This is a genomic window from Mycolicibacterium sp. MU0050 (genome assembly GCF_963378085.1).
Classification (GTDB): domain Bacteria; phylum Actinomycetota; class Actinomycetes; order Mycobacteriales; family Mycobacteriaceae; genus Mycobacterium; species Mycobacterium wendilense.
In genome coordinates, this window is record NZ_OY726395.1 from 2,416,463 (window position 1) to 2,442,596 (window position 26,134).

Below are 26,134 nucleotides of genomic sequence, written 5' to 3' on the forward strand. Positions count from 1 at the left end.
CGTGGGGACTCGCGCGGGCATCGTCGTCACCGGAACCGAGGTCCTCACCGGGCGGATCGCCGATCGCAACGGGCCGTGGCTGGCCGACCGGTTGCTGGAGTTGGGGATCGAACTCGCCCACATCACCATCTGCGGTGACCGGCCCGAGGACATCGCCGCGGCGCTGCGCTTCCAGGCCGACGCCGGGGTGGACGTGATCCTGACGACCGGCGGCCTGGGACCCACCGCCGACGACATGACGGTGGCGGTCGTCGCCGAATTCAGCGGTCGCGAACTGGTATTGGACGTCGAGCTCGAACACCGCATCGCGGCGATCCTGCGGCGGCTGATGGAACGCTATCCGGGCGCCGACTTCGACGCGGTGATGGCCGCCAACCGCAAGCAGGCCCTGGTACCCGCCGGCGCCACGGTCCTCGAACCGGTGGGCACCGCCCCGGGGGTGGTGGTTGCGGGCGCGCCGACCGTGGTGGTGCTGCCCGGTCCGCCGCGGGAGCTGCAGGCGATGTGGCCGGCCGCGCTGGCCACCCACACCGTGCAGCAGGCCATCGCGGCGCGCACGCAGTACCGCCAGGAGACGCTGCGGATGTTCGGCGTGCCCGAGTCCGAACTCGCCGACACGCTGCGGTTGGCCGAGTCCCGGGTGCCGGGGTTCGACCGGCTCGAGATCACCACCTGTCTGCGGCGCGGCGAACTGGAGATCGTGACCCGTTACGAGCCGGCCGCCGAGCCGAGCTACCGCGCGCTGACCGAGGTGCTGTCCGAGCACCACCGGCGGGAGCTGTACTCGACCGACGGGGCGACGGTCGACGACCAGGTCGCGGCGCTGTTGGCGGGACGACGCGTCGCCACGGCCGAGTCGTGCACCGCGGGACTGGTCGCCGCCCGGCTGACCGACCGCCCCGGGTCCTCGGCGTACGTCACCGGCGGGGCGGTGGTCTATTCCAACGAGGCCAAGAGCGCGGTGCTCGGTGTCGACCCCGCCCTGATCGCCGAGCACGGCGCGGTTTCCGAGCCGGTGGCCGAGGCGATGGCGGCGGGCGCGTTGCGGCGCTTCGACGCCGACACCGCGGTGGCCATCACCGGGATCGCCGGACCCGGCGGCGGTACCGACGAGAAGCCCGTCGGCACGGTGTGTTTCAGCGTGCAGCGCACCGACGGCGCCACCCGGACCGAAATGTTGCTGCTGCCCGGTGGCCGGGCCGACATCCGGGAGCGGTCCAGCACGGTGGCCATGCACCTGTTGCGGTCGGTGCTGCTCGAAACCTGAGGGCTAGGCGATGTCGGCGACGAACACGCCGGCCTTGCGCAGCGCCAGCCGGGGGATCAACGGAAGCCCGGTGCCATCGGATCCCACCGGGACGATCCGCGGGTTCACGATGTGCAGTTCGCGGCCGAGCAGCCGCACGTCGGCCTGACCGGCGGCCAGCACGTTCTTGACCCAGTTGGTCTTGCCGTGGGCCAGCAGCACCGCGAACACGTTGCCCTTGCGGTAGGACGTCACGATCGTCTCGTACGGGGTGCCGGAGGTGCGGCCCGTGTGCTTGACGATGGTGAACCCGGGCAGCCGCTTCGCCAGGGGCGCCAGTGCCGGGTTGACGTACTTGATCTGCAGGCGCTCCACCGTCGGGGAGAACAACATCGGCACGTCGGGAGTGTGGTTGGGGTGGTCCTGGGCTCGCATCGCTGTCCTTCGGTATCGGCTGTTCCGTGCCGCCGTGTTCGGCCGCCGGTCTTACGTGTGGCGTTCCCAGAGTTCGGCCATCGACCCGAGAATGTCGTGGGCGTAGCCCAATCCGGCGAGGTGGCTTTCGCCGGGCAGCGTGAACATCTCGGCGTCGGGCAGCTTGGCCACCACGTGCGCGCCGTGCGAGTACGGAATGATGTGGTCCTTGTCGCCGTGCCACCACCGGACCGGGACCTTGACCTCGTCGAGGCGAAATCCCCAGTCCCGGGCGAAGTTCACCACGTCGGCGAACGGGGCCCCCAGCTGTTTGCGTCCGCCGTTGAGCAGGTCGTCGAGGAACATCGCCTTGAACTCCGGTCGCGTCAGCAGCCGGCGGTCGCCCTCCGGCGAGACCCGCGCGTAGATCTCCAGGACCGGCAGCGCCACGGGCTTGATCAGCCGGACCAGGCCGGTGGCCACGGCGCCGACGGGCTCGCCCACCACCTCGAGCACCGGGGCGACGGCGGTGCCGAGCGTCATGGCGCCGCCTTTGATCGCGTCGGGTCCCACGGCCGGTGCGACGCCGCCGAGAACGCCGACGGCCACCACCCGGTCCGGCATGGCGGCCGCGGCGGCCAGCGTGTAGGGCCCGCCGCCGGACAGGCCGACCACGGTCATCTTGTCGATCCCCAGTGTGTCGGCGATGACCCGCAGGTCGTCGGCGAACGCGGCGACGTTCTCGTACTGGTGGGGCGTCGAGGAGCCGATGCCGGGCCGGTCCACGCCGATCAGGCGCAGCTGGTTCTCCTCGGCGTACACCCTGGCCTCGGTCGGGATCTGCCGGCGCGCCCCCGGGGTGCCGTGCAGCCAGAACACCGGTCGGCCCTGCGGGTCGCCGAACTCGGCGAACCCGACCCGCCGGAACTCGCCGACGGCGATGCTGCCTTCGAGCTTGGGCCGCGCCAGCTTCGGCGCCCCGAGTGGATTTCGCATAGCCAGCAGTGTCGCACGCCACATTTCAGCGACGAAATCGCTAGCGGCGGCGCCGACCGGTCGGTTCCTCGACGCGCTTGACCCGGCGCCGGTACGACGACGGGGTCTCGCCGCTGAACTGCGCGAATGCCCGCGTGAACGAGCTCAGGTTGTCGAAGCCCACGGCGCTGGACACGTCCTGCACGCTGGTTTCGGGCAATGCCAGCAACGCCATGGCCCGCAACATCCGGGCGTGCAGCAGGTAGGTGCGCCAGGAGATCCCCAGGGTGTCGCCGAACAGTCGGCGCAGCGTCCGCTCGGAGACCGCGACGGCTCGGCTGACGTCCTCGGCGCTGACCGACTGCAGGTGTTCCTTGGTGTAGGCCATGGCGGCGGCCACGATGGGATGGTCCGAGGTGGGCAGGTTCAGCGGCGCCTCGTGATCCAGCGCATCGGCGACCAGGTGCGCCAGAGTCCGGAAGAAGCCGTCGGCGATCGCCTCCTCCTCGCGAGAGCCCACGCGGCGGTCGATCGGCCAGCGCAGCGCGTAGATCATCATCTCCCGGATCAGCGGCGACACCGCGAGGATCCGGGCGCGATTGCCGGCGTGCGGGAGTAGCTGCGGATCGAACATCACCGCGATGGTCTTGACGTCGGGGTTCATCGTCGCCGAATGCTCCAGGCCGACCGGCAGCCAGGCCGCCTGCTGCGGGGGCAGCAGATAGTGGCCGGCCCGGGTCTCGACCTCGACGACGCCGCCCATGGCGTATTCGATCTGGTGGACGTCGTGGGAATGCCAGCCGGTCAGCAGCTTGTCGCCCTCGTACAGATAGCTGCCGGCCAGGGCGCGGCCACCCCGGCGCAGGTCGATCTGCCGGGGCGTGGCCGATTCTGCATCATGTCTGTCCGATAGCGCAGAGACGGTCATGGTGATCGAGGGTACAAGTGGAGGCAGGGTATGGGCCAGCCCATGCCCGTCGCTTGTCCGCGCGTGTGAAGGAGACCGATGAACGTCGACGATTTGATCCTGGTGAGCATTGACGACCACGTGGTCGAACCGCCCGACATGTTCCTGCGCCACGTGCCGGCCAAGTACAAGGACGAGGCGCCCATCGTGGTCACCGACGACAAAGGCGTCGACCAGTGGATGTACCAGGGCCGCCCGCAGGGCGTCAGCGGGCTGAACGCCGTGGTGTCCTGGCCGGCCGAGGAGTGGGGCCGCGACCCCGCCGGTTTCGCCGAGATGCGCCCCGGCGTCTACGACGTGCACGAGCGGGTCCGCGACATGAACCGCAACGGCATCCTGGCCTCGATGTGCTTCCCCACGTTCACCGGATTCTCCGCGCGGCACCTCAACATGACCCGGGAAGACGTCACGCTGGTGATGGTGTCGGCCTATAACGACTGGCACATCGACGAATGGGCCGGTTCCTACCCGGACCGCTTCATCCCGATCGCGATCCTGCCGACCTGGTCGCCCGAGGGGATGTGCAACGAGATCCGCCGGGTGGCGGCCAAGGGCTGCCGGGCGGTGACCATGCCGGAGCTGCCGCACCTGGAGGGTCTGCCCAGCTATCACGACGAGGACTACTGGGGACCGGTGTTCCGCACCCTGTCCGAGGAGAACGTGGTGATGTGCCTGCACATCGGCACCGGCTTCGGGGCGATCAGCATGGCGCCCAACGCGCCCATCGACAACCTGATCATCCTGGCCACCCAGGTGTCGGCGATGTGCGCCCAGGATCTGCTGTGGGGCCCGGCGATGCGCAACTATCCCGATCTGAAGTTCGCGTTCTCCGAGGGCGGCATCGGCTGGATCCCGTTCTACCTGGACCGCTCCGACCGGCACTACACCAACCAGAAGTGGCTGCGCCGCGACTTCGGCGACAAGCTGCCCTCGGATGTGTTCCGCGAGCACTCGCTGGCCTGCTACGTCACCGACAAGACCTCGCTGAAGCTGCGGCATGAGATCGGCATCGACATCATCGCCTGGGAGTGCGACTACCCGCACTCGGACTGCTTCTGGCCCGACGCACCCGAGCAGGTGCTGGCGGAGCTGAACGAGGCCGGGGCCAGCGACTCCGACATCAACAAGATCACCTGGGAGAACTCGTGCCGGTTCTTCGGCTGGGATCCGTTCAAGCTGACCCCGAAGGAGCAGGCCACCGTGGCTGCGTTGCGCGCCAAGGCCACCGACGTCGACACCTCGATCCGACCCCGTGCCGAGTGGGCCCGCCTCTACGAGCAGAAGCAGTTGGCCAAGGCCTGAGCCGACTGCCCTGAGCCGGGCGCCGAGGCTGCGGACCCCGTGGCGAAGTGCGATTGGTCGCCACGGCCGCCGCAGTCTCGGCGCGGTGCCCTACGCCGTGACGACCACCGTCAGCGCGTTGCCCGAGCGTTCCACCCGCATGTCGGCGCGGCGGGCGACGGCCGCCACCCCCGCGGCGTCGGTGGGCTCGGCGCGACTGCTCGCGAGCGCGCGGGCCAGCCTGCCCTTGTGCGCCTTGTTGAAGTGGCTGACGACGGTGCGGCGACCGTCGGCGTGCTCGGCCACCACGTCGACCTCGACGGCCCCGGGTAGGCGCCCGAGGCCCGCATAGGAACCCGAGCGCAGATCGACCACCAGTTCGTCGGTCGCCAGCGCGGCGAGCACCGGTTCGAGCACCGGGCGCCACCGCGCGCCGAGCGTGGGCTGCCCGGGCAACTTCGACGACGCCGAGAGTCGATAGGCCGGCACCGGGTCGTCGGCGCGCAGCAGCCCGAACAGCGCCGAGCCGACGGCCAGCCGTGCGTTGGCGCGGGAAAGTGCTGCGGCACTCAGCGTTTCGATGTCCAGCGCGTCGTAGAGCACGCCGGTGTAGCGGCGGATGGCCGGCGCGGTCGGCGAGGTCCGCAGCGCGGCGTTGCGTTCGATCTCGGCGTCCTGCTTCGCCGACAGGCTCAGCGCGCGGCGGCTGGCCGGCGGGTCTGCGGCCAGCGCGACGAGCTCGTCGAGGAGGCTCTCGCGCAGCGGGTGCAGGGCGGGGAAACTCAGCGACTCCAGCCGCAGGGGCGGGCCGTCGCCGCCGACACGTTTGGTTTCCGAGGGCGGCAGCAGCACGATCACGGTGACAAAGGTTATCCGGCCGCGGCCGGTCCGGCCTCAGCCGTAGGCGAGCAGCAGCGGGACCCGCTGCTCGGCGCTGGTCAGCGAGCCGTGGTGACCGATCAGCCCGGACTCGAGCGGTTCGGTGCTGCGGCGCACCAGCACCGCCGAATCGCGCGCCGCGGCCACCACATCGCCGATCCGCGGCCGCACAGCGTCGCGCACCTGCGCGCCGAACCAGCCCGCGGCGATCGCCTCCTCCCGGGAGACCACCCACGCGGCCGGCCCCAGGGTCGCGCGCCAGGTGTCCAGCACGGCCTCGGCGGCCCCGTCGCGGGTGTAGACGTGGCGGGCGCGAGGTTCGCCGCCGACCGCGTCGACGCCGTCGAGCAACGCGGACTCGGCGTCGATGTCGATGGTGGCCCCGGGGTCGGCGGTCACCATGCCGTGGTCGGCCACCACCGCGAGCAGCCCGCCCGGCGGCAGCGTCTCCAGGACCGACTCCACCAGCCGGTCGACCTGACGCAACTGCATGCGCCAGGCCGTCGAGCCGGGACCGTGCAGGTGACCGAGCAGATCCAATTCGCTGTGGTAGCCGTAGCAGAAGCCACCCTCGTCGATCGTCGAGCGGACCGTGGCCCCTAGATCACCCAGCGCATGTACGCCGACGTAGCGGCCGCCGCGCAGCACCGCGCGGGTCAGCCCGGAGTGGGTGAACTCCGCGCCGGAGATCACGCTCACGGCCATCCCGGCCGCGCTCGCGTGTTCGAATGTGGTTGGCAGCGGCTGGATTTCCTCGGGCACCACCTGGTCGCGCAGGTCCGGACCCCAGGGGTGGGGGCGCCACCGCAGTGCGTTGATGACCCCGGCGCCCGGCACCAGGAACGAGTAACCGACCAGGCCGTGCTCACCGGATCGGACGCCGGTGCCCACCGCGGCGAGTCCGGCCGCGGTCGTGGCCGGAAATCCGACGTGCACCGAGGACCCGCGCAGCCCGGCCAGCACCGGGGCGTCGGCGGCATGCTGATCGAGCAGGTCGGCGCCGAGGCCGTCGATGAGTAGCACGCAGGCCCCGGAAATCGGCTGGCGCAACGGAATTCGCGCGGAGAACTCCGCGACCCCCATCGCTGCCAGCACCGAGGGCACCACGTCGGCCAGATGCGGGTCGTCGACGCCGGGGCGGGGCAGTTCCATGTCGACCGGCTAGCCGACCCGCCGCGTGGCGAGCTCTCGGATCCGTTCGGGCAGTGCGTCGATGTCGGCCAGGCGCGGCAGCAGTTCGGGTTCGATCAGCATCGCGCGGAACACCAGGCCGACGGTCACGTCGTGGTCCGGGCGGTCGGTCACGACGATCCGGTCGCCGGCGCGGGCGGTGCCCGGACTGATGACGCGCAGATACGCGCCCGGGACCGCCGCTGCGGTGAAGGTCTTGATCCAGCCGTCGATGCCCAGCCACTTCACGAAGGTGCGGCACGGCGTGCGCGGCGAGGTGACCTCGAGGATCAGCCCGTCGTCGCCGACCTGCCACCGCTCGCCGATCCGGGCGCCGGTGACGTCGATGCCCTCGGTGGTGAAGTTCTCCCCGAACATCCCGGCGGTCAGTTCACGGCCCAGCCGCTGCTCCCAGGCGTCGAGATCCTCTCGGGCGTAGGCGTACACCGCCTGATCGTCGCCGCCGTGGTGCTTGCGGTCACCGATGGTGTCACCCGCCAAGCCGCTGCCGGCGCCCGTTCTCCGGGACCCGGGCGCCGCGATGGCGACCGGCTCGGTGGTGGGCACCTTGTTGATGCCGGTCGGCCTCGACGTGGCAGCGGGATTGGTGTGCGGATGAGCGAGATTCAGTGCTGAAAGCGTCGCCATCCCCTCAGGTTAGGCGGACTTGTTCAGCAGCGGCAGCAGCAGGGTGCGGCGCCGCAGGGTCTCGTCGGCGAAGTGGTTCAGCGCCTCGGGCACCGAGCCCGCGATGGGGTAGGCCTCCGAGGTGCCGGCGAGCACGTCGACCACGGCGTCGCTGGGAATCAGCACCCAGTCCTGTCCGGCCTCGGCGCAGTCCTCGTCGAACGCGCGGAGCAGGGCCAGGCCGTGATCGTCCATGTGCAGGACGCCGCTGAGATCCAGGACCACCGAGGTGGCCGCCAGGACATAGCGTCGGGCATGTTCGGTGACCCGGTCGACGTTGACCATGTCGACCTCGCCGCTGATGGTGACAACGGTGGCCAGTCGGCGACTCTGCGCCCGCAGCCGCGCGCCGTTGCAGTCGAACACTGGATTTCCGTAATGGTTCATGTTCGGCCTCATTTCGGTGGCGTGTTGTTCTGTGCCTCCACCGCGACATTAAGCGGCGACTCTAAGGCCCCTGGGAGCCCGGACTAATTCTTTGGTAAGACTTGAGCTGACCTGGGAGAATTGCCGCCGCGCCGGGCGGGGCCCTCAATGCCGGGCGGAGATGCGCTCCTCGAGGGCACCGGAGTCGCGGCCCAGCGCCACGGTGGCCGCCGCCACGGCGATCAGCGCACAGGGCAGCGCCACCAGGCCCACTCCGCGCGCGGTCAGTTCCTCGCCGAGCACCACCGTGCCCAGCAGCACCGCGACCACCGGTTCGAGCACCAGCATCGCCGGCACCGAGGCCTGCAGCGCCCCGGCGTGCAGCGCCGACTGCTGCAGCAGGGTCGCGACGACGGCCAGCACCACCAGGACGTAGGGCGCGGGGGTTTCCAGCAGCGCGCGCCAGGATCCGACCTGCAGGCGGTGGGTGCACAACTTGGTCAGGACCGCGATCAGGCCGAACAGCAGGCCCACGGCCGTGGCCAGGTAGAGCGCCCGGTGGGTACCCACGGCCTTCGCGGCACACAGCACGCACCCGAGGACCAGCGGGACGAGGATGGCGCTGATGACGATCCAGGTCTGCAGCGTGGGCTCGTTGTGCCCCTGACGGGGGTGGGCCACCACCACGAACACCGCCAACGCCACGGTCAGCAGTAGCGCCCAGCCCCATTCGGGGCGGGTGACCCGGCGGCCGGCCAGCCCGGCGCTGATCGGCAGCGCGAACAGCAGCGCGGACACCAGCAGCGGCTGCACCAGCGTCAATGACCCGAACGACAGCGCCAGGGCCTGGAAGCCGTAGCCGGCGGCCGCGGTCGCCAGCCCGGCCCACCACAGCGGGGTGCGCAGCAACGACGTCACGATCGCCGAGCTCATGCCGGCCTCGGCGGGGACGTTCCGGGTGGCCAGCTGGCGCACCACGATGCCGAGCGCCGCGCACAGCGCCGCGATCAGCGCGAGAACGACGACGACCGGCTGCGACATGTGTTCCTCACTGGTGGGGCGGGGTGCGCCAGCTGCAGAGCCGCCGGCGACAGCGTGGCCCGCCGATGAAAAGGTCTGGCAATCAACGACAATACTGACAGTGCCCCGCGAGCCGAAGCTCGCGGGGCACTGCGTTCAGGGCCGGCGTTGCGGCCTACGTGTTCCGGGCGTTGTGGTCAGGCGCCCTTGCCGATGTCGTAGCGGTCGGCGTCCATCACCTTGGTCCACGCCGCCACGAAGTCCTTGACGAACTTCTCCTTGGCGTCGTCCTCGGCGTAGAACTCGGTCAGCGCCCGCAGCTGCGAGTTGGACCCGAACAGCAGGTCGACGCGGCTGGCCGTGTACTTCTGCTCACCGCTGAGGAGGTCCTTGCCGATGTAGGTGCCGTCGTCGGCCGGCGACGGCTCCCATTTGAGGCCCATATCGGTGAGGGTGACGAAGTAGTCGTTGGTCAGCTGGCCGGGCCGCTCGGTGAGCACACCCAGCTTGGAGCCGCCGTGGTTCGCGTCGAGCGCCCGCAGGCCACCGACGAGCACCGTCATCTCCGGTGCCGACAGCTTCAGCTGGTTGGCGCGGTCGATGAGCTGGTACTCGGCCGGCACCTCCAGGCCCTTGCCGAGGTAGTTGCGGAAGCCGTCGGCCTTGAGCTCCAGGTAGGAGAACGAGTCGACATCCGTCTGCTCCTGGCTGGCATCGCCGCGACCCGAGCTGAACGGCACCTCGACGTCGAATCCGGCCGCCTTGGCCGCCTTCTCGACGCCGACGTTGCCGGCCAGCACCACCAGGTCGGCGAACGACACGTCGACGCCGGCGCTGCCCTGGATCTCCTCGAGCGTGCGGATCACCTGGGCCAGTTCCTCGGGCTCGTTGGCCTCCCAGCCGAGCTGCGGCTGCAGCCGGATCCGACCGCCGTTGGCGCCGCCGCGCATGTCGCTGGCGCGGAACGATCCCGCGGCCTTCCACGCCGTCGAAACCAGTTGCGACACCGAAAGATCCGACGCCGCGATGGCGCTCTTCAGGGTGGCGATGTCAGCGTCGGACAGGGGCTTGCCGGCCGGGACGATGTCCTGCCAGAGCCACGTCTCGTTCGGAACCAGCGGCCCGAGGTAGCGCGACACCGGACCCAGGTCGCGGTGCAGCAGCTTGAACCAGGCCTTGGCGTATTCCTCCCGCAGCTCCTCCGGGTGGTCCAGCCAGCGACGGGTGATCTTGCCGTAGATGGGGTCGAACCGCATCGACAGGTCGGTGGTCAGCATCGACGGATGCGTGCGGCCCTTGAGGTCCGCGGTGGGCACCGAGTTGGCCCAGCCGTTGTCCTTGGGCCGCCACTGGTGGGCGCCCGCCGGGCTCTTGAACAGCTCCCACTCGTTGCTGTACAGGATCTCCAGGAAGCTGTTGTCCCATTTGGTCGGAGTGTGCGTCCAGGTGACCTCGAGCCCGCTGGCGACTTTGTCGTTGGGGTTGCCGGTCTCGTTGGGGTTGGTCCAACCCAGGCCCATGTTCTCCAGCGGGGCGCCCTCGGGCTCGGGTCCGAGCACGCTGGCGTCGCCGTTGCCGTGGGTCTTGCCGAAGGTGTGCCCGCCGCAGATCAGCGCCGCGGTCTCGACGTCGTTCATCGCCATCCGGCCGAAGGTCTCGCGGATGTCGATCGCGGCGGCCAGCGGATCCGGATTACCTTCGGGGCCTTCGGGGTTGACGTAGATCAGACCCATGTGGGAGGCGGCGAGCGGGTTCTCCAGCCGGGTGCGGTCACCGTTCGAGCCGGCGTAACGCTCCCGGGTGCCCAGCCATTCGGCCTCCGCGCCCCAATAGATGTCCTCCTCGGGCTCCCAATAGTCCGGGCGGCCGAAGACGAATCCGGCGGACTTGAATCCCATCGCTTCCTGCGCGCGGTTGCCGGCGTAGACCAGCAGGTCCGACCACGACAGCTTCTTGCCGTACTTCTTCTTGAGCGGCCACAGCAGCCGGCGGGCGTTGTCCAGCCCCACGTTGTCCGGCCAGCTGTTGGTCGGGGCGAACCGCTGTTGGCCCCGGCCGGCGCCGCCGCGGCCGTCCTGCACGCGGTAGGTGCCCGCGGCGTGCCACGACATCCGCACGAACAGCGGGCCGTAGTTGCCGAAGTCGGCCGGCCACCAGTCCTGGGCGGTGGTCAGCAGCTCGTCGAAGTCGCGTTCGAGCTGTTCGAAGTCGAGGGTCTGCACGGCCTCGCGATAGTCGAAGTCCTCGTCGTGCGGGTCGATGACGTCGGGGTTCTTCTGCAGGATCTTCAGGTTGACGGCGTTGGGCCACCAGTCGCGGTTGCTGCCGCCCTCGACCGGTCGCCGGATGACCATCGGGCAACCGGCGTTCTCGGCCGGCTCAGTCTGGGCTTCGCCAACCGGCGGGGACTCGACAGCGTGTTCCTCTGGCACTGCGTTTCCTTTCGGGAGTGGTGTGACGGGCTGTGATCACGGGTGTGATCCCGACATCTGGATGGCAACGCAGCCGGGGCACAGGCCCCAGTAGATGACCTCGGCTTCGTCGATGGCGAAGCCGAGATTCTCGGAGGCGGTCAGGCAGGGGGTGTCGCCGACGGCGCAGTCGACGTCGGCGATGTCGCCGCAGGAGCGGCACACGATGTGGTGATGGTTGTCGCCGACGCGGGCTTCGTATCGGGCGACCGAACCGGAGGGCTGGATGCGGCGCACCAGCCCGACGGCCGTCAGCGCGTTCAGGGAGTCGTAGACGGTCTGGTGGGACACGTCGGGCAACTCGGCGCGGACCGCGCGGATGATGGTGTCGGTGTCAGCGTGGGCGTGGGCGTGCACTGCGCCCAGGACCGCAACTCGGGGACGCGTCACCCGAAGATCGGCCGCGCGCAGCTGATCTGCGTACTCGGCTGCCGAGGTCATACGGCCATCCTGGCGCGGTTTCTGGAATCAGTCAAGAGAATGCCGATTTTCATGTCCGCCGACGCTCGGCCGGCACGTTCTCGGCTAGCGTCCGGTGGTTGTGCAGACATTGATCGACCTCGCGGGCGCGCGCGTCTTCGCCATCCCAGCGGACGACGGCCTCGGGGAAACCCGTGCGCGCGAAGGGATGCTGATCGAGGGGCCGCAGGGCTGGGGGGAGTTCAGTCCCGCCGACTCGGCCGACCCGGCCGAATTGGCGCGCTGGCTGACCGCCGCGACCGAGCCGGGCACCGTCGGCTGGCCCGATGCCGTGCGCGGCCGGGTCCCGGTGGCCGTCACCGTGCCCGCGGTGCCGGCCGAGCAGGCGCGCCGCCTCGCCGCGGGTAGCGGGTGCCGCACCGCCGACGTGCTGGTCGGCCCGGGCGACGCCGCCGACATCGCCCGCGTCGAGGCCGTCCGCGACGCGCTGGGGCCGGCCGGCCGGGTGCGCTGCCGCGCCGGCGCGCCCTGGGCGGTCGACACCGCAGCGGCGGTAATCGCGGAACTCGCGCGCGCGGCGGGGGAGCTGGAGTTCGTGACCCAACCCTGCGCGTCGCTGGCGGAGACGGCGGCTCTGCGCCGCGCCGTCGACGTGCCCATCGGAGTCGAGGCATCCCGGCACCAGGTCGGCGGCCGCCCGGACCCCGCGCTCGCGCAGGCCGCCGACGTCGTCGTGCTCGACTGCGGCCCGCTCGGCGGGGTCCGGCGGGCACTGCGGGTGGGCGAGATGGCGGGTCTGCCCAGTGCGGTCACCTCGACGGCGGTGAGCACCGTCGGCCTGGCCGCGGCGGTCGCGCTGGCGGCGGCGCTGCCCGATTCCGGCTATGCGTGCGGCACCGGGGAGCGCGCCTTGCTGGCCGGTGATCTGGTCAGCGAGTCGCGGTCGCTGACCCCGACGGACGGATTCCTGCCGGTCGCGCCGATGCCGCCGGGGCCGCGCGCGGACCTGCTGGAGCGGTTCGCGGTGACGGACCCGCGGCGCATCGCCCGCTGGCGGCACCGCCTGGAGATCGCCCGGTCGGCGGGCTGACCGGCCGGCATCCGCCCGCCAGGGTGGGCCCGGTCACCACCCTGGCCTCCACACAGTGGCGCGCTCTTGGCAGACTGGGGCCATGGCACAGATAACCTTGCGTGGAAACCCCATCAATACGGTCGGCGAACTGCCCGCGGTCGGATCCTCGGCGCCCGCCTTCAGCCTGGTCGGCACCGATCTCGGCGCGGTCGACAACGAGCAGTTCAGCGGAAAGTCCGTGTTGCTCAACATCTTTCCTTCGGTAGACACCCCGGTCTGCGCGACCAGCGTGCGGTCCTTCAACGAGCGCGCGGCCGCCGGCGGCGTTTCGGTGCTGTGTGTCTCCAAGGATCTGCCGTTCGCGCAGAAGCGCTTCTGCGGTGCCGAGGGCATCGAGAACGTCACCACGGCCTCGGCGTTCCGCGGCAGCTTCGGTGAGGATTTCGGCATCACCATCGCCGACGGGCCGATGGCCGGCCTGCTGGCCCGCGCCGTCGTGGTGATCGGTGCGGACGGCAAGGTCGTCTACACCGAGCTGGTTCCGGAGATCGGATCCGAGCCGAACTACGACGCCGCGTTGGCCGCGACCAGCTAGTTCAACCACCGCCGGCGACACCGCCGGTTGCGGACGTCCGCCTCCCGGCATTGCGCCGCCGAGGCGGACGTTCGTGCTTTTCGGGAGCGCAGAGTCACCGTTTTGTCACGGTCGTGCATCTCATTGGCGTTGTGCCCGCACACAATTGGCGACACGACCCGCGCGCGCGGTACAAGTGAGAGTGACCTGACGCCCACCCGTCCGCGCCGGCTGTGCGCGGGCGCCCGAAGAGAATCGACACGTCCCATGAAACGCCTCTGTGTCCTCGTTCTAGGTGTGGCCGTGGTGCTCGCCGGGGGACTGGTGGCGCCCGGATCGGCCGTCGCCCGGCCGGCGGCCAACCAGCAAGCGATCGACTACGTGATCGCGCGCGCACTGGCGCAGCGGGGCGTTCCCTACACCTACGGCGGCGGGGACGTGTCCGGCCCGACGCTCGGCGCCGAACCGGACGTGGCCGGTGTCGAACCCGACCCGCTGGTCAGCATTTTCGGGACCACCCCGGCGGTGCGGGAACCCCGCCCGCGGGTCGCCGGATTCGACGCGTCCGGGCTGATCGTCTACGCCTTCGGCGGAGTCGGGATCAAACTGCCCCGGTCGTCCGGCGAGCAGTACAAGGTCGGTCGCAAGATCCCGCCGTCGCTGGCCCTGCCGGGCGACCTGATCTTCTACGGGCCCGAGGGCACCCAGAGTGTGGCGTTGTTCCTCGGCAACGGGCAGATGCTGGAGGCCACCACCCCCGCGGTCGCGGTGTCGCCGGTGCGGACCAACAACATGGCGCCCTACCTGTCGCGCATCATCGAGTGAGTCCGGCCCGAGTGGCGGTGCCGTCGTGGCAACGGTAAGCCCCTAGACTGACCTGCCGTGGGCACATTGATCGCATTCGCGCCATGGATCGTCTACTGGATTCTGGTCGGTAACGTCCCGTTCCACACCGCCGTGCTGATCGCCCTGGCGGTCGCCATCGGAGCGGCCGTCGTCGGCCGGCTGACCGGCGGGCCCGGGCGATCCCTCGAAATCGGGGCGCTGGCAACGTTTGTCGTGCTCACGGTGCTGACGTTCATCGCGAGCCAGGAGTTCATGGAGCGGTGGATGCAGCCGCTCAGCAACGCGGGCATCTTCCTCGTCGCGCTGGTCGGACTGCTGGTCGGCAAGCCCTTCGTGCGGGAGTTCGCCGAGGTGGGGCAGCCGCCCGGTGTCGTCGAAAGCGATCTGTTTCAGCGGATCACCACGGTACTCACCTGGATCTGGGTGGCGACGTTCGCTGGGATGACGGTGTCCTCGGCGGTGCCGCCGATCGTGCAGGGCGACGCGACCATCCTGGACACCCGGACGCCGCTGTCGTTCGTCTGCTACTGGGCGATCCCGATCTCGCTGCTGGGCCTGGCGGCGCTGGCGTCGCGCTACCTGCCCGACAAGATGATGGCGGGCATCCACGACGTCGAGCGCAAGACCACCTTCGTGGCCTACAGCGAGGCGGCCATCGATGAGTTGTACTACCTGGCGCAGCAACACGTCGAGCGAGAGGTCGGGCCCGACCAGGAGCCCTACAACATCAAGGTCGGCGGCAGCGGGACCACGCTGACCGGCGACGAGAGCCGGATGTCGTGGCCGGCCACCTACAAGGTGCGCGAGCGCAGGCGCTGACCCGCCGCGATCACACCGGCCAGCTCTCCAGCCGGTAGGCGGCATCGAAGAACATCCACTCATACCGTGACGTCGCGACGAAATGCGCTCGCGCGGTGGCCTCGTCGGCCGGTGTCAGCGTCGCGCCGAGCCGGTCGGTGAGGTCGAGCACCTCGGCGACGCTGGCGGCGAACTCGTCGCCGCCGTAGGTGTCGATCCAGAGCTGGTACCGCGGTTCGGGGGAGCCGCGCCGCAGCAGCTCGGTGCCCACCTGCGCATAGATCCAATAGCAGGGCAGCACGGCGGCCACGCCGTCGGCGAATCCGCCGCCGTAGGCGGTGGCGAGCAGATAGCTGGTGTAGGCCTGCGTGGTGGGGGTGACCACGGCGGCGTCGATGTCGGCGATGCTGATGCCCAGCTGGGGCAGCAGGGTGTTGTGCAGTTCCAGCTCGACGTCGAACACCTCGGCCGAGTGCCGGGCGAACATCGCCGCGTCGGCCGGCCGCGCTGCCTTGGCCGACACGATCGCCAGGGCGCGGGAGTACGCCCGCAGGTAGTGCATGTCCTGAGCGACGTAGTGCGCGAACACATCCGACGGCAGCGTCCCGTCGGTCAGCCCGGTGATGAACGGGTGCTCGAGGGTCGCCGCAAACTGGGTGCGGTCGATCTCGGCCCACAGGCGGGCGGTCCAGGATCCGGCTTCTCGACGCTCGTGCGCGCGCTGATTCGTCACCCCTGGAAACCTACCCGGCCCGCGCGGTCCGGTGGCGGCCCCGTCGCGGCGCGCGCCGATGGCTACCCTGGGGCGAGTGGATCCACGGGACTTACGCGTAGGGGATGCCGACCGCGAGCACGTGGCAGCCCTGCTGCAGCGGGCGGTGGGCGAGGGCATGCTCACGCTGGACGAATTCAGTGACCGGATGGACACCGCGATGGCGGCCAGAACCCGCGGCGAACTCGGTGCCGTCATCGCCGACCTTCCGGGAATGCACCTGCCCGGGACGCAGTTGCCGATGCCCTCGGGCGCGGGACTCGCGCCGACGTCGGCGCCGCTGCCACTGCACGCCACCATGTCCACGATCCGGCGCACCGGGGATTGGCAGGTGCCCGAGGTGGTGACGATCAAGAGCCGACTCTCCGACGTCGCCCTGGATTTCAGCGCCGCCGACATCCGCACGCCCGTTGTGACGATCGAGGTCGACGACATCCTCGGCAGCATCGACATCGTGGTGCCCGAGGACTTCACCGCCGATCTCAGCGCGTTGCGGTGCACGGCGAGCACCGCGAACGCGAAGGTTCGCGGGGGCCCGCCGGTGGGCCGGGTCCATCTGGTGGTGCGGGGGAAGTTGCGGTTCAGCACGCTGAACGTCAAGCACCCGTTCGGTACCCGGGTGCGCAAGTGGTGGGGGAGCTGACCGCGGTCAACCCGCGCCCGCCAACTTCTGGTCGATCACCCACGACCGCAACGTTTTTCGATCCAGTTTGCCGCTGGCCAGGGTGGGGATCTGATCGGCGGTGACCACCAGCCACCGGCTGGGCACCTTGTAGCTGGACAGCTGCTCGCGGGCGCGGCGCTCGAGGTCGGCGGTGTCCGCCTCGGCCGAGTTCGGAACCACCACCGCGCACACCTGCTCGCCGCGCTCGGCGTCCTCGACCCCGACGACCACGCACTGTGCCACCTCGTCGAACTCCGCGATCACGGCCTCGACCTCCAGCGGTGACACGTTGGCTCCGGCCGCCTTGATCAGTTCGCTGCTGCGTCCGACATAGAACAACCGCGGATCGTCGTCGCGCCGGTAGACGCGGTCGCCGGTGTGATACCAACCGTCGGCGTCGAAGGTCTCCCAGCGCTCCCGCTTGTTGTAGCCGGCCATCACGCCGATTCCGCGCACCCACAGCTCACCGACGTCGCCGCTGCCCACCTGTCGGCCGTCCTCGTCGACGATCCTCATCTCGGTGTAGGCGAAGCCGCCGGCGGTCTCCGACATGGTGCGGTGGACCGGGAATCCATCCGGCACGTCGGTCATCGCGATGTCGACCGGCCCGTCGCGCAGCATCGGGACGCTGCTCAGGTCCCGGTCGGGGAAGCTCGGATGTTCCCGCAGCTTCTGGGTGAACGCCGGCCACCCGACGATGCCGGTGGCGCGTTCGCGTTCGACGAGATCCAGGGCGGTCGCGGCGTCGAGGCGGTCCAGCACCAGCAGCGTAAGCGAGTCGTGCAGGGCGCCCATCGCGGCCAGCACCCCGCCGATCCAGAAGAACGGCATGGCGCACAGGATGCGCGGTGCCACCGGCTGCCCGGTGATCGCATGGATGGCCGCGGGCCACGTGGAGGTCTGCCGCACCAGCGTCCCATGGGTGTGAATCACCCCCTTGGGGTCCGCGGTGGAGCCGGAGGTGTGCACCATGATCGCCGGATCGGCGGGCGAGACCTCGCGCTGCACGGCCGCCAGAATCTCCGCCGGCACTGCGGATTCCGGCCGGGGCCGGGTGGCCCAGCGCCGATCGGTGTCTTCGGTGAGCACGACGGTACGCAGAAAGGGCGCCGTGGGCAGCGCCAGACGCGCCGAAGGTGCGTCGGCCAGGCCGGGCAAGGCGGCCTCGAGACGGTCGGCAACGTCGTGGTGCAGCACCCGGGTCGGGGCGATCAGCAGGGCGACGTCGGCCAGTCGCAGCACCTTGGCGATCTCGGCCGGGGTGTACAGCGTGCTCAGCGGCACCACCAACGCGCCGATGCGCGACGCCGCCAGCCACCACACGATCCAGTCCACCCCGTTGGGGAAGAACAAGCCGACGCGGCTGCCCTTGCCGACACCGTGGCCCAGAAGCCAGCGCGCCGCCTCGGCCGAGCGCCGCTCGGCGTCCGCATAGCCGAGCCGGTCCTGCGGGGTCACCACATAGTCGGCCGCGGCGAAGTCGCGCGCCGCGCGCTGCAGCAGCGCCGGCACGGTGAGCGGTTCCGAGGTCAGCTCGTGGTCCGTCATCGTCCCCGCCACGTCATCGTCCCCGCCACTGCGGCCGACGCTTCTCTTGCCAGGCCGTGATGCCCTCTGTGACATCCTCGGTTGCCCCGGCCACCTTGCGCATCACCTCGCCGAAGCGCACCGACTCGATCCAGCCCATGTCGGCGGTGCGCCAGGCGACCTCCTTGGTGGCGCGCTGCGCCAGCGGGGCGGCCTCGGTGAGGGTTTGGGCCCAAGTCCGGGCCTCGGTCTGCAGGTCCGCGGGTTCCACGAGACGCCAGACCAGCCCCATCTCGTAGGCGCGCTCGGCGCTGATCGGTTTACCGGTGAGCAGGAGTTCCATGGCGTTGGCCCAGCCGACGCGCTGCGGCAGGCGGATCGCGCCGACGATGGTGGGCACTCCGATCGAGACCTCCGGAAAGCAGAAGCTGGCCTCGGTGCTCGCGATCACGAAGTCGCAGAACAGCACCCCGGTCAGCCCATAGCCGATGCACGGGCCGTGCACCGCGGCGATGGTCGGCTTGAACAACTCCATGCCGGATTCGAACGAGTTGATGGTCGGCTTCTCCCAGAAGGTGCCGCCGAAGGTGCCCACCGACCCGGCGCCGTCCTTGAGGTCGCCGCCGGCGCAGTAGACGTCGCCGTTGGCGGTGAGGATGCCCACCCACGCGTCCTCATCGTCACGGAACCGGTCCCAGGCCGCGTTCAGGTCTTGGCGCAGTGCGCCGTTGATCGCGTTGCGCGCCTCGGGCCGGTTCAGGGTGATCGTGGCGACGTGGTCGTCGAGTTGATACGTGACAAGGGGCATGGATGCACAGTAGTTTTCCGCGCCGGGCGCGGTGGCACCGAGCGGGCTTACGTCCGGGACCGCGCGCCTACTACCCTCTATGAGCGAGGCATTCGGTCACGGGGTCGGCCGTGACACGCACCGAGAGGGACGGATGGACGCAGAAGCGGATCCGCCGGAGGACGAGGCGCCGGTCAACACCGAGAACACCGAGAACACCGAGCCGCTGCCGGTTGTCCCGGGCAGCTGGGCCGCGGTGCAGCGGGATTGGGAAGCGGCGACCTCGCAGACGAGCGTCGCGGCCGGTGGTGCGGCGCCGAGCGGTCGGCCCGGCGAGGCGCCACCGCACCAGCCGCCGCCGCACCCGACGACGTTGCCGCCGTTCGACTTTTCCGCGGTCGAGATGAACCGTGCCCCCGCACGCCGGAAGCGCGCGCTGCTGGTGGCGGGCGCGGTCGCCGGGGTGGCCGCGCTGGTGCTGGGCGCCGTGAGTTTCACGGTGGCCGGCTCCGGGGAGGACAACGCGAACACCGATGCCGCCGCCGAGGCGAGCTCGGCGGGCGAGTCCGACGCCGAACAGCGGCTACTGGCACGCCTGCCCGGGGGCTACCCGGATTCGGCGTGTGAGGTGGTCGAACCGCCGCAGGGAACTGCGGCACAAGTGATCTGCGAGGCGACCAGCGAGCCGCAGGCGCCCGCGGCGACATACACGTTGGTGGCCGACGAGGACGCCTTGACCGCCGCATTCGACAAGATGACGAAGCGTAGTTCGATCGTGGTGTGCCCGGGCCGAATTCAGTCACCGGGGCCGTGGCGTCGAAACGCCACCCCGGATGTGGTGAGCGGCATCGTGGTGTGTGCCGCCGATCGGGAGGCCACCACGGTCGGCTGGACCGACGAGGCCAGCCTGCTGCTCAGCGAGATCCGGTCCGAGCCCGGCGCACGGAATCTCGAGCAGCTGTTCGCGTGGTGGTCCTCCCACTCCTGACGGGAGTTGCCCGGCGGACTACGCCGTCGGAGCGGCCGTGGGCGTCGGGGTGGCGGCCGGGCCGTGCGGCGTGCCTTGCACCGCATCGTCCGCGGGCGCCTGCTCCGGCAGCGGGGTGCCCTGGCTGCCGGTGGCGGACTCGGCGGCGGGACCGTGCGGGGTGCCTGCGGGAGCCTCGGTCGCGGCGGGAGCCTCCGGTGCCGGGGTGGCGGCGGCCGGCGCGGCCGGGGCCGGGGTCGCCTCGCCGGCGGTGGCGTCCTCGGGCAGCGGGGTGCCCTGGCGGCCGGTGGCGGCCGGGTCGGCGCCGGTGGCTTCGGGTGCGTCCTCGGCCAGAGCCTCGGGTGCGTCGTCGGTCAGGCTCTCGGGCTCGTCCTCGGTGACGGCGGCCGGGGCGTCGCCCTCGGCGGTTCCGGCCGGGGCGGCCGGAACCGAGGCGGCGCCCGTGCCGCCGGTGGCGGCCGGCTCGACGGCGGGCTGCACCCAGATCAGCAGATCTTCCTGTCCGTCGTTGTAGACCACGGAGTCCGGCGCGGCGCCCGTGACGTCGAAGTACACCTTTCCGGTGGACTTCTGGCCCTGCGCCAGGCCGGCGGGGCTGATGCCCTGCGGGCTGGCGATCTGGAACAGCACCCGGTAGGTCTCGCCGGAGTCGGTGCGGGCGTTGAGGTTGGAGACGATCGGCTGGACGTTGCCGGCGAGGGCCTCGCTGGTGGCGGTGGCCTCCCAGAGCGTGCCCCGCACGGGATAGGAGACCACGTCGGTGCTCTCCTTCAGGTCGCTGATCGTCCACCCCTGGACGACGTTGCCGACGGCGAGTTCGGCCTGATCGCCGAGATCGGCGGTTTCGGCGGCACCGGCCAAGGGCGCACCGAACAGGCCGGTGGCGGCGAACAGGGCCGCCGAGGTGGCGGTGATGGCGATTTTGCTGGTCTTCACAGTGACACTCCTGTGCGTCGGATCAGTGTTTCCTGGACAGCGAGACGTTCGTTAGTGAAATTAGCAGGTCAGCAATTCTGCCGCCGGGGCTCCCGGCCAGGTCGCCCTCGGAAAGGTCCGAAAAATAAGGCGACCATCCGGGCGGTTCGCAAGGAACCGGCCGGATGGTCGAATGGTCGGTGACCAGCGCGGAGTCAGGCCGTCAAGCGGGAGGGCGCGGCGCTCACGAGCCGTTCGTCGTCCTCGCCGCGGGCCAGCGTCCGTACCGTCGTCTCGGCGGCGGCGTCCTGGCCGCGGTAAGAGGCCAGGTACCGGTCGATCGCGTCCTGGCGCAGCGGCTCGGACCAGATGCTGATGTTGTGCGTCGGGTCGCCGCCCTCGCGGGCCTTCGCGAGCTGGAGGGTGCCGAGTCGGAAGCCGACGACGGACAGGGTCAGCGAGGCGACCAGGCCGACACCACCGATCCACGCCGCGGTACTGCTCGCCAGCGCCAGGCCGGCGACCAGGGTCCCCAGCATCACGAATGAAATCAGTAAGAAGACATATCCCAGATACGGATGGGAGATCTGGCGTTTGTTCTTGCTCATGTGGTCCTCCCTTTCTCTCGGTAGGCGTCGGACGGTCCGTTGACCGATCTACGTTCGCCCCGTTGCCACTACGATACGCGTAGCGTAGCGATATATTGTGTAACACTCCAGCGGCCACCGATATTCCGGCGTACCGCGAGACTGGGAGGCAGCCATGGCGCAGCGACGGCCCGTCGAGGACGGCATCGCAGAATCGACCCTGTCGCTGCTGCGCAGCGGCGGTCCGCGCGCCGTGACCGTCGAGGCGGTCGCCACCCATTCGGGCATCGCGAAGACGACGATCTACCGCCGCCACCGGGATCGCCGCGAGATGCTGGCGGCCGCCATGTCCCGGCTGGCCGCGCTGACCCCGCCCGACCTGCAGGCCGACGCGCCCGAGCGACTGCGCTGGTTCATCCGGCACGCCGTCGAGGCGGTCGAAGACGGGATCGGCGTCGGCGGCTTCGCCTCGCTGCTCACCGAGGAAGACCCGGAGTTCAGCGCGCTGTTCCGCAAGGTGCTCGTCGATCAACGGGCCAAGCTGGCGGCGGTCATCGACGCGAGCAAGGCCGACGGTTCGATGCGCGCCGACATCGACACCGAGACCCTCATCGACGCCGTGGTCGGAACGCACATCGCCGAACGGGCCCGCACGGCCGGCCCCGGGCAGGACTGGCAGCAACGCCTGTTCGACCTGTTCTGGCCCACTGTGCGCGCCTGAGCGCTCCTAGACTGACGTCGTGACGTGCGACGCCGATCAGCGGCAACCGGGTCGGTCGGGCCTGATCCAGATCGAGGACTGCCTGGACGCCGACGGCGCCATCCGGCTGCCACCCGGTACCACGCTGATCTCCCTCATCGAGCGCAACATCGCCAATGTCGGCGACACCGTCGCCTACCGCTACCTTGATCACACCGGTCCCGCCGGCACCCACACCGTGGAGCTGACCTGGTCGGAACTCGGGCGCCGGCTGCGCGCCGTCGGCGCGACCATCCAACGGGTGGCCAAGCGCGGCGACCGGGTCGCGGTGCTCGCGCCCCAAGGGCTCGACTACGTCGTGGGTTTCTTCGCGGCGATCAAGGCCGGCACCATCGCGGTCCCGCTGTTCGCACCGGAGCTGCCCGGCCACGCAGAGAGGCTGGCGACCGCGCTGCGCGACGCCCAACCCAGCGTCGTGCTGACCACCACGGGCGGGCTCGGCACCGTGCGGGACTTCCTCGCCGCGCAGCACCGATCGCCCCACGTCATCGTCATCGACCAGGTGCCCGACACCGACGGGGAAGCGTTCGAGGACGTCGAACTCGACGTCGAGGACGTCTCGCACCTGCAGTACACCTCGGGGGCGACCCGGCCCCCGGTCGGCGTGGAGATCACCCACCGCGCGGTCGGCACCAACCTGGTGCAGATGATCCTGTCGATCGACATGTTGGATCGAAACACGCACGGCGTCAGCTGGTTACCGCTATACCACGACATGGGGCTGTCGATGATCGGGTTCCCGGCGGTGTACGGCGGACACTCCACTCTGATGTCGCCGACGGCGTTCATCCGGCGCCCGGAGCGCTGGATCGAGGCGCTGTCGGACGGCTCCCGCACGGGACGGGTGGTGACCGCGGCGCCCAACTTCGCCTACGAGTGGACCGCGCAACGGGGCGTGCCCACCGTCGGTGCCGGCGACATCGACCTCGGTAACGTCGTGCTGATCATCGGTTCCGAGCCGGTGAGCATGGCCGCCATCACCGCGTTCGACACCGCCTTCGCTCCATTCGGGTTGCCGAGCACCGCCTTCAAGCCGTCGTACGGGATCGCCGAGGCCACCCTGTTCGTCTCGACCATCGCCCCGACGGCGCAGGCATCGGTGGTGCATCTGGACCGCGAGGCGCTGGGGGCCGGCCGCGCGGAGCCGGTCGCGGCGGACACTCCCGCGGCGGTGCCGCAGGTGGCGTGCGGTCAGGTGGCGCGCAGCCAGTGGGCCGTGATCGTCGATCCGGCGACCGGGGCGGAGCTGCCCGATGGGCATATCGGCGAAATCTGGTTGCAGGGCAACAACATCGGGCGGGGCTACTGGGGTCGCCCGGTGGATTCCCGGCGCACCTTCTCGGCGCGGCTGCACACCACTCGAGGCGCGGCCGGACACGCCGTCGGCGCCGACGTCGGCGGGAACTGGCTGCGCACCGGCGATCTGGGTTTCTACCTCGATGACAACCTGTACGTCACCGGTCGGATCGCGGACCTGATCACCGTGGGCGGACAGCAGCACTACCCGCACGACATCGAGGCCACCGCCGCCGACGCCGCGACGTTGGTCCGGCGCGGCTATGTCGCGGCATTCGCGGTGCCCGCCGACGGCGCGGAAACCGACGGGCAGGACGTGGTGATCGTCGCCGAACGCGCCGCGGGCACCGCACGGCAGGACCCGCAGCCCGCGCTGGCCGCCATCGAGGCCGCGGTGCAGCGCCGGCATGGGCTGCGCGTCGCCGAGGTGCGACTGCTGCCCGCCGGGGCCATCCCGCGGACCACCAGCGGCAAGCTGGCCCGTCGGGCTTGTCGGGAGCAGTACCTGGACGGCACCCTCGGCGTGCACTGAAGCAGGGCATGCCGGGTTTGGCAGACTGGCGCCATGACGAATCTTGAGATGTCCGAGTCCATTTCGATCGACGCCACCCCGGAGCAGATTTATGCGCTGGTCTCCGATGTCACCCGGACCGGGGAGTGGAGCCCCATCTGTCGGAGCTGCTGGTGGGACGAGGGCGCGGGCCCGCAGGTCGGCGCCTGGTTCACCGGCCGCAACGAAACGCCGGAACAGACCTGGGAAACCCGCAGCCAGGTCGTCGCCGCCACCGATGGCCGCGAATTCGCCTGGGAGGTCAACAACGGCTGGGTGTACTGGGGCTACACGCTGGAACCGGAAAACGGCGGCACCCGCCTGACCGAGTCGTGGAAGCTGCTGCCCGCCGGTGTGGCCGGATTCCACGAGGTCTTCGGCGACACGGCCGAGGACGAGATCGAGAAGCGGCGCCTGGCGGCCGAGTCCGGGATCCCCGCGACCCTGACCGCCATCAAGGCGATCCTCGAGAAGGGCTGACCGGTCGAGGCGTGACCGTCAGTATCCTCCAAGGGTAATGGCGGAAGATCTTTCACCCGGTGGAGCGCGCCTTCGTCGGGGCCTGCAGATGGCCCTGCGGGGACGGCGTGATCCCGCCACCGGCGCGGGGCAGCGGAACAGGGTCGCCGGCGGAATGGGAGACGTTCACACCCGCAAGGTTCTCGACCTGACGATTCGGCTCGCCGAGGTCATGTTGTCGTCCGGTTCGGGTACGGCCGACGTGGTGGCGACGGCCCAGGACGTCGCCCAGGCCTACCAGCTCACCGACTGCGTCGTCGACATCACGTTCAACACGATCATGGTCTCGGCGCCGCCGACGGCGGACAGCCCGCCGCTGACCATCGTGCGGGCGGTGCGCACCCGGGCGACCGACTACACCCGTCTCGCGGACCTCGACCGGTTGGTCCGGCGGATCACCGCCGGCGGTGTCTCGGTCGACGAGGCGCACGTCGCCATGGACGAGGTGACCACGCAGCCGCATCCGTATCCGCGGTGGTTCGCCAGCGCCGGGTGGGCGGGATTCGCGCTCGGCATCGCGATGCTGCTCGGCGGCGGCTGGCTGACCTGCATCCTGGCCGCCATCACCTCCGCGGTCATCGACCAGGTGGGGCGGTGGCTGTTGCGCGCCGGGGCGCCGCTGTTCTTCTACCACGCGCTGGGGGCCGCGATCGCCACGCTGGTCGCGGTGGCGGCCTATCGTTTTGCCGACCAGGGGCCCACGGTCATGGTCGCGACCGGCATCGTGGTGCTGCTCTCCGGCATGACCCTCGTCGGCTCGGTGCAGGACGCGCTGACCGGGTACATGGTGACCGCGACGGCGCGGCTCGGCGACGCGCTGTTCCTGACCGCGGGCATCGTGGTCGGGATCGTCGCCGGCCTGCAGATCGCGACCCTGCTGGGTATCCGCATGCAGTTGCATGTCGACGCCACCGAATCGTTCGTCACCCCAAGCCAACCGGCGCAGATCCTGATCGCCGTGCTGGGCGCGTCGCTGGCCGGGGCCTGCCTGACGCTGGCGTATTACGCGCCGCTGCGTTCGGTGGTCACCGCCGCGTTCGCGGCCGGGACCGCCCAACTGGTGTTGATCGCCCTGGGCAACGCGCAGTTCGGCCAGGTGATGGCCACCGGTGTCGCCGCCGTCGGGGTGGGTCTGCTGGCCACCCTGGTCTCGATCCGTCGGCAGGCACCCGCCCTGGTCACGGCGACCGCGGGCATCACACCGATGCTGCCGGGTTTGGCGATCTTCCGGGCGGTCTTCAATTTCGCGGTGGAGGAGAACTTCGATGCCGGGCTGGCCCAGTTGATGGCCGCGGCGGCGGTGGCGCTGGCCATCGGCGCCGGGGTGGTCATGGGCGAGTTGCTGCTCTCGCCGCTGCGCTACCGCGCCGGGCGCGTCGGCGATTTCGTCCGCATCGACGGCCCGCCCGGTCTGCGCCGCGCCGTGGGCCGCGTGGTGCACCTGCGCCCGAGCGAGAGCGCCGCCCGGCGGGGTCTGCGCCGGATGAAGTCGCGCAGTGTCGCGTTGGAGCCCGAGACCGAAACCGTCGCCGCCGACGACGGATCCGAGTCGGAGGGCGAGGCGGGGGACCGGTAGCGGTTCG

General features: G+C 70.4%; 27 protein-coding genes. 12 read left to right on the forward strand and 15 right to left on the reverse strand.

Annotation, left to right across the window (positions count from 1 at the left end; genetic code table 11):
* Nucleotide 1 precedes the first annotated feature (1 nt).
* Nucleotides 2-1,267, forward strand: coding sequence for a competence/damage-inducible protein A (locus R2K23_RS11290; protein WP_316516708.1), 1,266 nt, complete (start codon nucleotides 2-4; stop codon nucleotides 1,265-1,267).
* Between the two features lie 3 nt (nucleotides 1,268-1,270).
* Here the strand turns inward: R2K23_RS11290 and R2K23_RS11295 are convergent, their stop codons facing one another.
* From R2K23_RS11295 to R2K23_RS11305, 3 genes are read right to left on the reverse strand one after another with little or no spacing between them, the layout of a single operon-like run.
* The gene (locus tag R2K23_RS11295) at nucleotides 1,271-1,681 is read right to left on the reverse strand and encodes a nitroreductase family deazaflavin-dependent oxidoreductase (protein WP_316516710.1); all 411 of its coding nucleotides are present in this window, start codon (nucleotides 1,679-1,681) and stop codon (nucleotides 1,271-1,273) included.
* Nucleotides 1,682-1,732: 51 nt separating this feature from the next.
* Nucleotides 1,733-2,656, reverse strand: a complete 924-nt coding sequence (locus tag R2K23_RS11300; RefSeq protein WP_316516711.1) for an alpha/beta fold hydrolase — start codon at nucleotides 2,654-2,656, stop codon at nucleotides 1,733-1,735.
* Nucleotides 2,657-2,696: 40 nt separating this feature from the next.
* Nucleotides 2,697-3,563, reverse strand: a complete 867-nt coding sequence (locus R2K23_RS11305) for an AraC family transcriptional regulator (RefSeq protein WP_316516713.1) — start codon at nucleotides 3,561-3,563, stop codon at nucleotides 2,697-2,699.
* A 78-nt stretch (nucleotides 3,564-3,641) separates the two neighbouring features.
* Here R2K23_RS11305 and R2K23_RS11310 point away from each other — a divergent pair, with 78 nt between their 5' ends.
* Nucleotides 3,642-4,904 (forward strand): amidohydrolase family protein, encoded by a 1,263-nt coding sequence (locus tag R2K23_RS11310; RefSeq protein ID WP_316516715.1) that lies wholly within the window; start codon nucleotides 3,642-3,644, stop codon nucleotides 4,902-4,904.
* A gap of 90 nt (nucleotides 4,905-4,994) precedes the next feature.
* On the opposite strand, the gene yaaA is transcribed toward R2K23_RS11310, so the two are convergent.
* The 7 genes from yaaA to R2K23_RS11345 all read right to left on the reverse strand — a co-directional run bounded on the left by yaaA (nucleotide 4,995) and on the right by R2K23_RS11345 (nucleotide 11,917).
* Complete coding sequence (gene yaaA, locus R2K23_RS11315; RefSeq protein WP_316516717.1) at nucleotides 4,995-5,741, reverse strand: peroxide stress protein YaaA; 747 nt, start codon at nucleotides 5,739-5,741, stop codon at nucleotides 4,995-4,997.
* A 36-nt stretch (nucleotides 5,742-5,777) separates the two neighbouring features.
* The gene (locus tag R2K23_RS11320; RefSeq protein ID WP_316516719.1) at nucleotides 5,778-6,914 is read right to left on the reverse strand and encodes an alkaline phosphatase family protein; all 1,137 of its coding nucleotides are present in this window, start codon (nucleotides 6,912-6,914) and stop codon (nucleotides 5,778-5,780) included.
* A gap of 9 nt (nucleotides 6,915-6,923) precedes the next feature.
* Nucleotides 6,924-7,580 carry an MOSC domain-containing protein gene (locus R2K23_RS11325; protein WP_316516721.1) on the reverse strand — a complete coding sequence of 219 codons (657 nt, stop codon included), beginning with the start codon at nucleotides 7,578-7,580 and terminating at the stop codon, nucleotides 6,924-6,926.
* A 9-nt stretch (nucleotides 7,581-7,589) separates the two neighbouring features.
* Complete coding sequence (locus R2K23_RS11330; protein ID WP_316516723.1) at nucleotides 7,590-8,006, reverse strand: STAS domain-containing protein; 417 nt, start codon at nucleotides 8,004-8,006, stop codon at nucleotides 7,590-7,592.
* A gap of 144 nt (nucleotides 8,007-8,150) precedes the next feature.
* Nucleotides 8,151-9,026 (reverse strand): DMT family transporter, encoded by an 876-nt coding sequence (locus tag R2K23_RS11335; RefSeq protein ID WP_316516724.1) that lies wholly within the window; start codon nucleotides 9,024-9,026, stop codon nucleotides 8,151-8,153.
* Between the two features lie 176 nt (nucleotides 9,027-9,202).
* On the reverse strand, nucleotides 9,203-11,437 hold the full coding sequence (gene katG / locus R2K23_RS11340) for a catalase/peroxidase HPI (protein WP_396893444.1): 2,235 nt from the start codon (nucleotides 11,435-11,437) through the stop codon (nucleotides 9,203-9,205).
* Between the two features lie 36 nt (nucleotides 11,438-11,473).
* A complete protein-coding gene (locus R2K23_RS11345; protein ID WP_316516726.1) occupies nucleotides 11,474-11,917 on the reverse strand; it encodes a Fur family transcriptional regulator in 444 nt (147 codons plus the stop codon).
* A gap of 100 nt (nucleotides 11,918-12,017) precedes the next feature.
* Between R2K23_RS11345 and R2K23_RS11350 the strand changes: the two genes are divergently transcribed.
* The 4 genes from R2K23_RS11350 to R2K23_RS11365 all read left to right on the forward strand — a co-directional run bounded on the left by R2K23_RS11350 (nucleotide 12,018) and on the right by R2K23_RS11365 (nucleotide 15,207).
* Nucleotides 12,018-12,986: an enolase C-terminal domain-like protein gene (locus R2K23_RS11350; protein WP_316516728.1), complete on the forward strand. Its 969-nt coding sequence runs from the start codon at nucleotides 12,018-12,020 to the stop codon at nucleotides 12,984-12,986.
* An 82-nt stretch (nucleotides 12,987-13,068) separates the two neighbouring features.
* Complete coding sequence (tpx, locus tag R2K23_RS11355) at nucleotides 13,069-13,563, forward strand: thiol peroxidase (RefSeq protein ID WP_316516730.1); 495 nt, start codon at nucleotides 13,069-13,071, stop codon at nucleotides 13,561-13,563.
* A gap of 246 nt (nucleotides 13,564-13,809) precedes the next feature.
* Complete coding sequence (ripD, locus tag R2K23_RS11360) at nucleotides 13,810-14,367, forward strand: NlpC/P60 family peptidoglycan-binding protein RipD (RefSeq protein WP_316516732.1); 558 nt, start codon at nucleotides 13,810-13,812, stop codon at nucleotides 14,365-14,367.
* Between the two features lie 57 nt (nucleotides 14,368-14,424).
* Entirely contained in the window at nucleotides 14,425-15,207 is a 783-nt protein-coding gene (locus R2K23_RS11365) for a hypothetical protein (RefSeq protein WP_316516734.1), read from the forward strand.
* 10 nt (nucleotides 15,208-15,217) lie between these two features.
* On the opposite strand, the gene tenA is transcribed toward R2K23_RS11365, so the two are convergent.
* A complete protein-coding gene (gene tenA, locus R2K23_RS11370) occupies nucleotides 15,218-15,919 on the reverse strand; it encodes a thiaminase II (RefSeq protein ID WP_316516735.1) in 702 nt (233 codons plus the stop codon).
* 76 nt (nucleotides 15,920-15,995) lie between these two features.
* Between tenA and R2K23_RS11375 the strand changes: the two genes are divergently transcribed.
* A complete protein-coding gene (locus tag R2K23_RS11375) occupies nucleotides 15,996-16,601 on the forward strand; it encodes a DUF1707 SHOCT-like domain-containing protein (RefSeq protein ID WP_316516736.1) in 606 nt (201 codons plus the stop codon).
* Nucleotides 16,602-16,607: 6 nt separating this feature from the next.
* Here the strand turns inward: R2K23_RS11375 and R2K23_RS11380 are convergent, their stop codons facing one another.
* Together R2K23_RS11380 and R2K23_RS11385 are read right to left on the reverse strand one after the other, a co-directional pair.
* Nucleotides 16,608-18,170 carry a class I adenylate-forming enzyme family protein gene (locus tag R2K23_RS11380; RefSeq protein WP_316516737.1) on the reverse strand — a complete coding sequence of 521 codons (1,563 nt, stop codon included), beginning with the start codon at nucleotides 18,168-18,170 and terminating at the stop codon, nucleotides 16,608-16,610.
* A gap of 13 nt (nucleotides 18,171-18,183) precedes the next feature.
* Nucleotides 18,184-18,957: an enoyl-CoA hydratase/isomerase family protein gene (locus tag R2K23_RS11385; protein WP_316516739.1), complete on the reverse strand. Its 774-nt coding sequence runs from the start codon at nucleotides 18,955-18,957 to the stop codon at nucleotides 18,184-18,186.
* 133 nt (nucleotides 18,958-19,090) lie between these two features.
* Here R2K23_RS11385 and R2K23_RS11390 point away from each other — a divergent pair, with 133 nt between their 5' ends.
* Nucleotides 19,091-19,924 carry a hypothetical protein gene (locus tag R2K23_RS11390; RefSeq protein WP_316516741.1) on the forward strand — a complete coding sequence of 278 codons (834 nt, stop codon included), beginning with the start codon at nucleotides 19,091-19,093 and terminating at the stop codon, nucleotides 19,922-19,924.
* An 18-nt stretch (nucleotides 19,925-19,942) separates the two neighbouring features.
* Here R2K23_RS11390 and R2K23_RS11395 read toward each other — a convergent pair whose 3' ends face one another.
* Both R2K23_RS11395 and R2K23_RS11400 read right to left on the reverse strand, forming a co-directional pair.
* Nucleotides 19,943-20,860 (reverse strand): MPT63 family protein, encoded by a 918-nt coding sequence (locus R2K23_RS11395; protein WP_316516743.1) that lies wholly within the window; start codon nucleotides 20,858-20,860, stop codon nucleotides 19,943-19,945.
* A 194-nt stretch (nucleotides 20,861-21,054) separates the two neighbouring features.
* On the reverse strand, nucleotides 21,055-21,447 hold the full coding sequence (locus R2K23_RS11400) for a hypothetical protein (protein WP_316516745.1): 393 nt from the start codon (nucleotides 21,445-21,447) through the stop codon (nucleotides 21,055-21,057).
* A gap of 154 nt (nucleotides 21,448-21,601) precedes the next feature.
* Between R2K23_RS11400 and R2K23_RS11405 the strand changes: the two genes are divergently transcribed.
* The 4 genes from R2K23_RS11405 to R2K23_RS11420 are packed head-to-tail and all read left to right on the forward strand — an operon-like array spanning nucleotide 21,602 to nucleotide 26,127.
* Nucleotides 21,602-22,147: a TetR/AcrR family transcriptional regulator gene (locus tag R2K23_RS11405; RefSeq protein WP_316516746.1), complete on the forward strand. Its 546-nt coding sequence runs from the start codon at nucleotides 21,602-21,604 to the stop codon at nucleotides 22,145-22,147.
* A 19-nt stretch (nucleotides 22,148-22,166) separates the two neighbouring features.
* The gene (locus tag R2K23_RS11410) at nucleotides 22,167-24,014 is read left to right on the forward strand and encodes a fatty acyl-AMP ligase (RefSeq protein ID WP_316516748.1); all 1,848 of its coding nucleotides are present in this window, start codon (nucleotides 22,167-22,169) and stop codon (nucleotides 24,012-24,014) included.
* 33 nt (nucleotides 24,015-24,047) lie between these two features.
* A complete protein-coding gene (locus tag R2K23_RS11415) occupies nucleotides 24,048-24,512 on the forward strand; it encodes an SRPBCC family protein (protein WP_316516750.1) in 465 nt (154 codons plus the stop codon).
* A gap of 37 nt (nucleotides 24,513-24,549) precedes the next feature.
* Nucleotides 24,550-26,127 carry a threonine/serine exporter family protein gene (locus R2K23_RS11420; RefSeq protein WP_316516751.1) on the forward strand — a complete coding sequence of 526 codons (1,578 nt, stop codon included), beginning with the start codon at nucleotides 24,550-24,552 and terminating at the stop codon, nucleotides 26,125-26,127.
* Nucleotides 26,128-26,134: the final 7 nt, after the last annotated feature.

Bases quoted from the DNA above. Each gene is read 5' to 3' on its own strand.
- ripD (WP_316516732.1), top strand. From the start codon at position 13,810: ATGAAACGCCTCTGTGTCCTCGTTCTAGGTGTGGCCGTGGTGCTCGCC.
- R2K23_RS11405 (WP_316516746.1), top strand. From the start codon at position 21,602: ATGGCGCAGCGACGGCCCGTCGAGGACGGCATCGCAGAATCGACCCTG.
- R2K23_RS11310 (WP_316516715.1), top strand. From the start codon at position 3,642: ATGAACGTCGACGATTTGATCCTGGTGAGCATTGACGACCACGTGGTC.
- R2K23_RS11385 (WP_316516739.1), bottom strand. From the start codon at position 18,957: ATGCCCCTTGTCACGTATCAACTCGACGACCACGTCGCCACGATCACC.
- R2K23_RS11325 (WP_316516721.1), bottom strand. From the start codon at position 7,580: ATGGCGACGCTTTCAGCACTGAATCTCGCTCATCCGCACACCAATCCC.
- R2K23_RS11335 (WP_316516724.1), bottom strand. From the start codon at position 9,026: ATGTCGCAGCCGGTCGTCGTCGTTCTCGCGCTGATCGCGGCGCTGTGC.
- R2K23_RS11345 (WP_316516726.1), bottom strand. From the start codon at position 11,917: ATGACCTCGGCAGCCGAGTACGCAGATCAGCTGCGCGCGGCCGATCTT.
- R2K23_RS11400 (WP_316516745.1), bottom strand. From the start codon at position 21,447: ATGAGCAAGAACAAACGCCAGATCTCCCATCCGTATCTGGGATATGTC.
- R2K23_RS11300 (WP_316516711.1), bottom strand. From the start codon at position 2,656: ATGCGAAATCCACTCGGGGCGCCGAAGCTGGCGCGGCCCAAGCTCGAA.
- R2K23_RS11380 (WP_316516737.1), bottom strand. From the start codon at position 18,170: ATGACGGACCACGAGCTGACCTCGGAACCGCTCACCGTGCCGGCGCTG.
- R2K23_RS11420 (WP_316516751.1), top strand. From the start codon at position 24,550: ATGGCGGAAGATCTTTCACCCGGTGGAGCGCGCCTTCGTCGGGGCCTG.
- R2K23_RS11415 (WP_316516750.1), top strand. From the start codon at position 24,048: ATGACGAATCTTGAGATGTCCGAGTCCATTTCGATCGACGCCACCCCG.
- R2K23_RS11330 (WP_316516723.1), bottom strand. From the start codon at position 8,006: ATGAACCATTACGGAAATCCAGTGTTCGACTGCAACGGCGCGCGGCTG.
- R2K23_RS11295 (WP_316516710.1), bottom strand. From the start codon at position 1,681: ATGCGAGCCCAGGACCACCCCAACCACACTCCCGACGTGCCGATGTTG.
- R2K23_RS11320 (WP_316516719.1), bottom strand. From the start codon at position 6,914: ATGGAACTGCCCCGCCCCGGCGTCGACGACCCGCATCTGGCCGACGTG.
- R2K23_RS11390 (WP_316516741.1), top strand. From the start codon at position 19,091: ATGGACGCAGAAGCGGATCCGCCGGAGGACGAGGCGCCGGTCAACACC.
- tpx (WP_316516730.1), top strand. From the start codon at position 13,069: ATGGCACAGATAACCTTGCGTGGAAACCCCATCAATACGGTCGGCGAA.
- R2K23_RS11305 (WP_316516713.1), bottom strand. From the start codon at position 3,563: ATGACCGTCTCTGCGCTATCGGACAGACATGATGCAGAATCGGCCACG.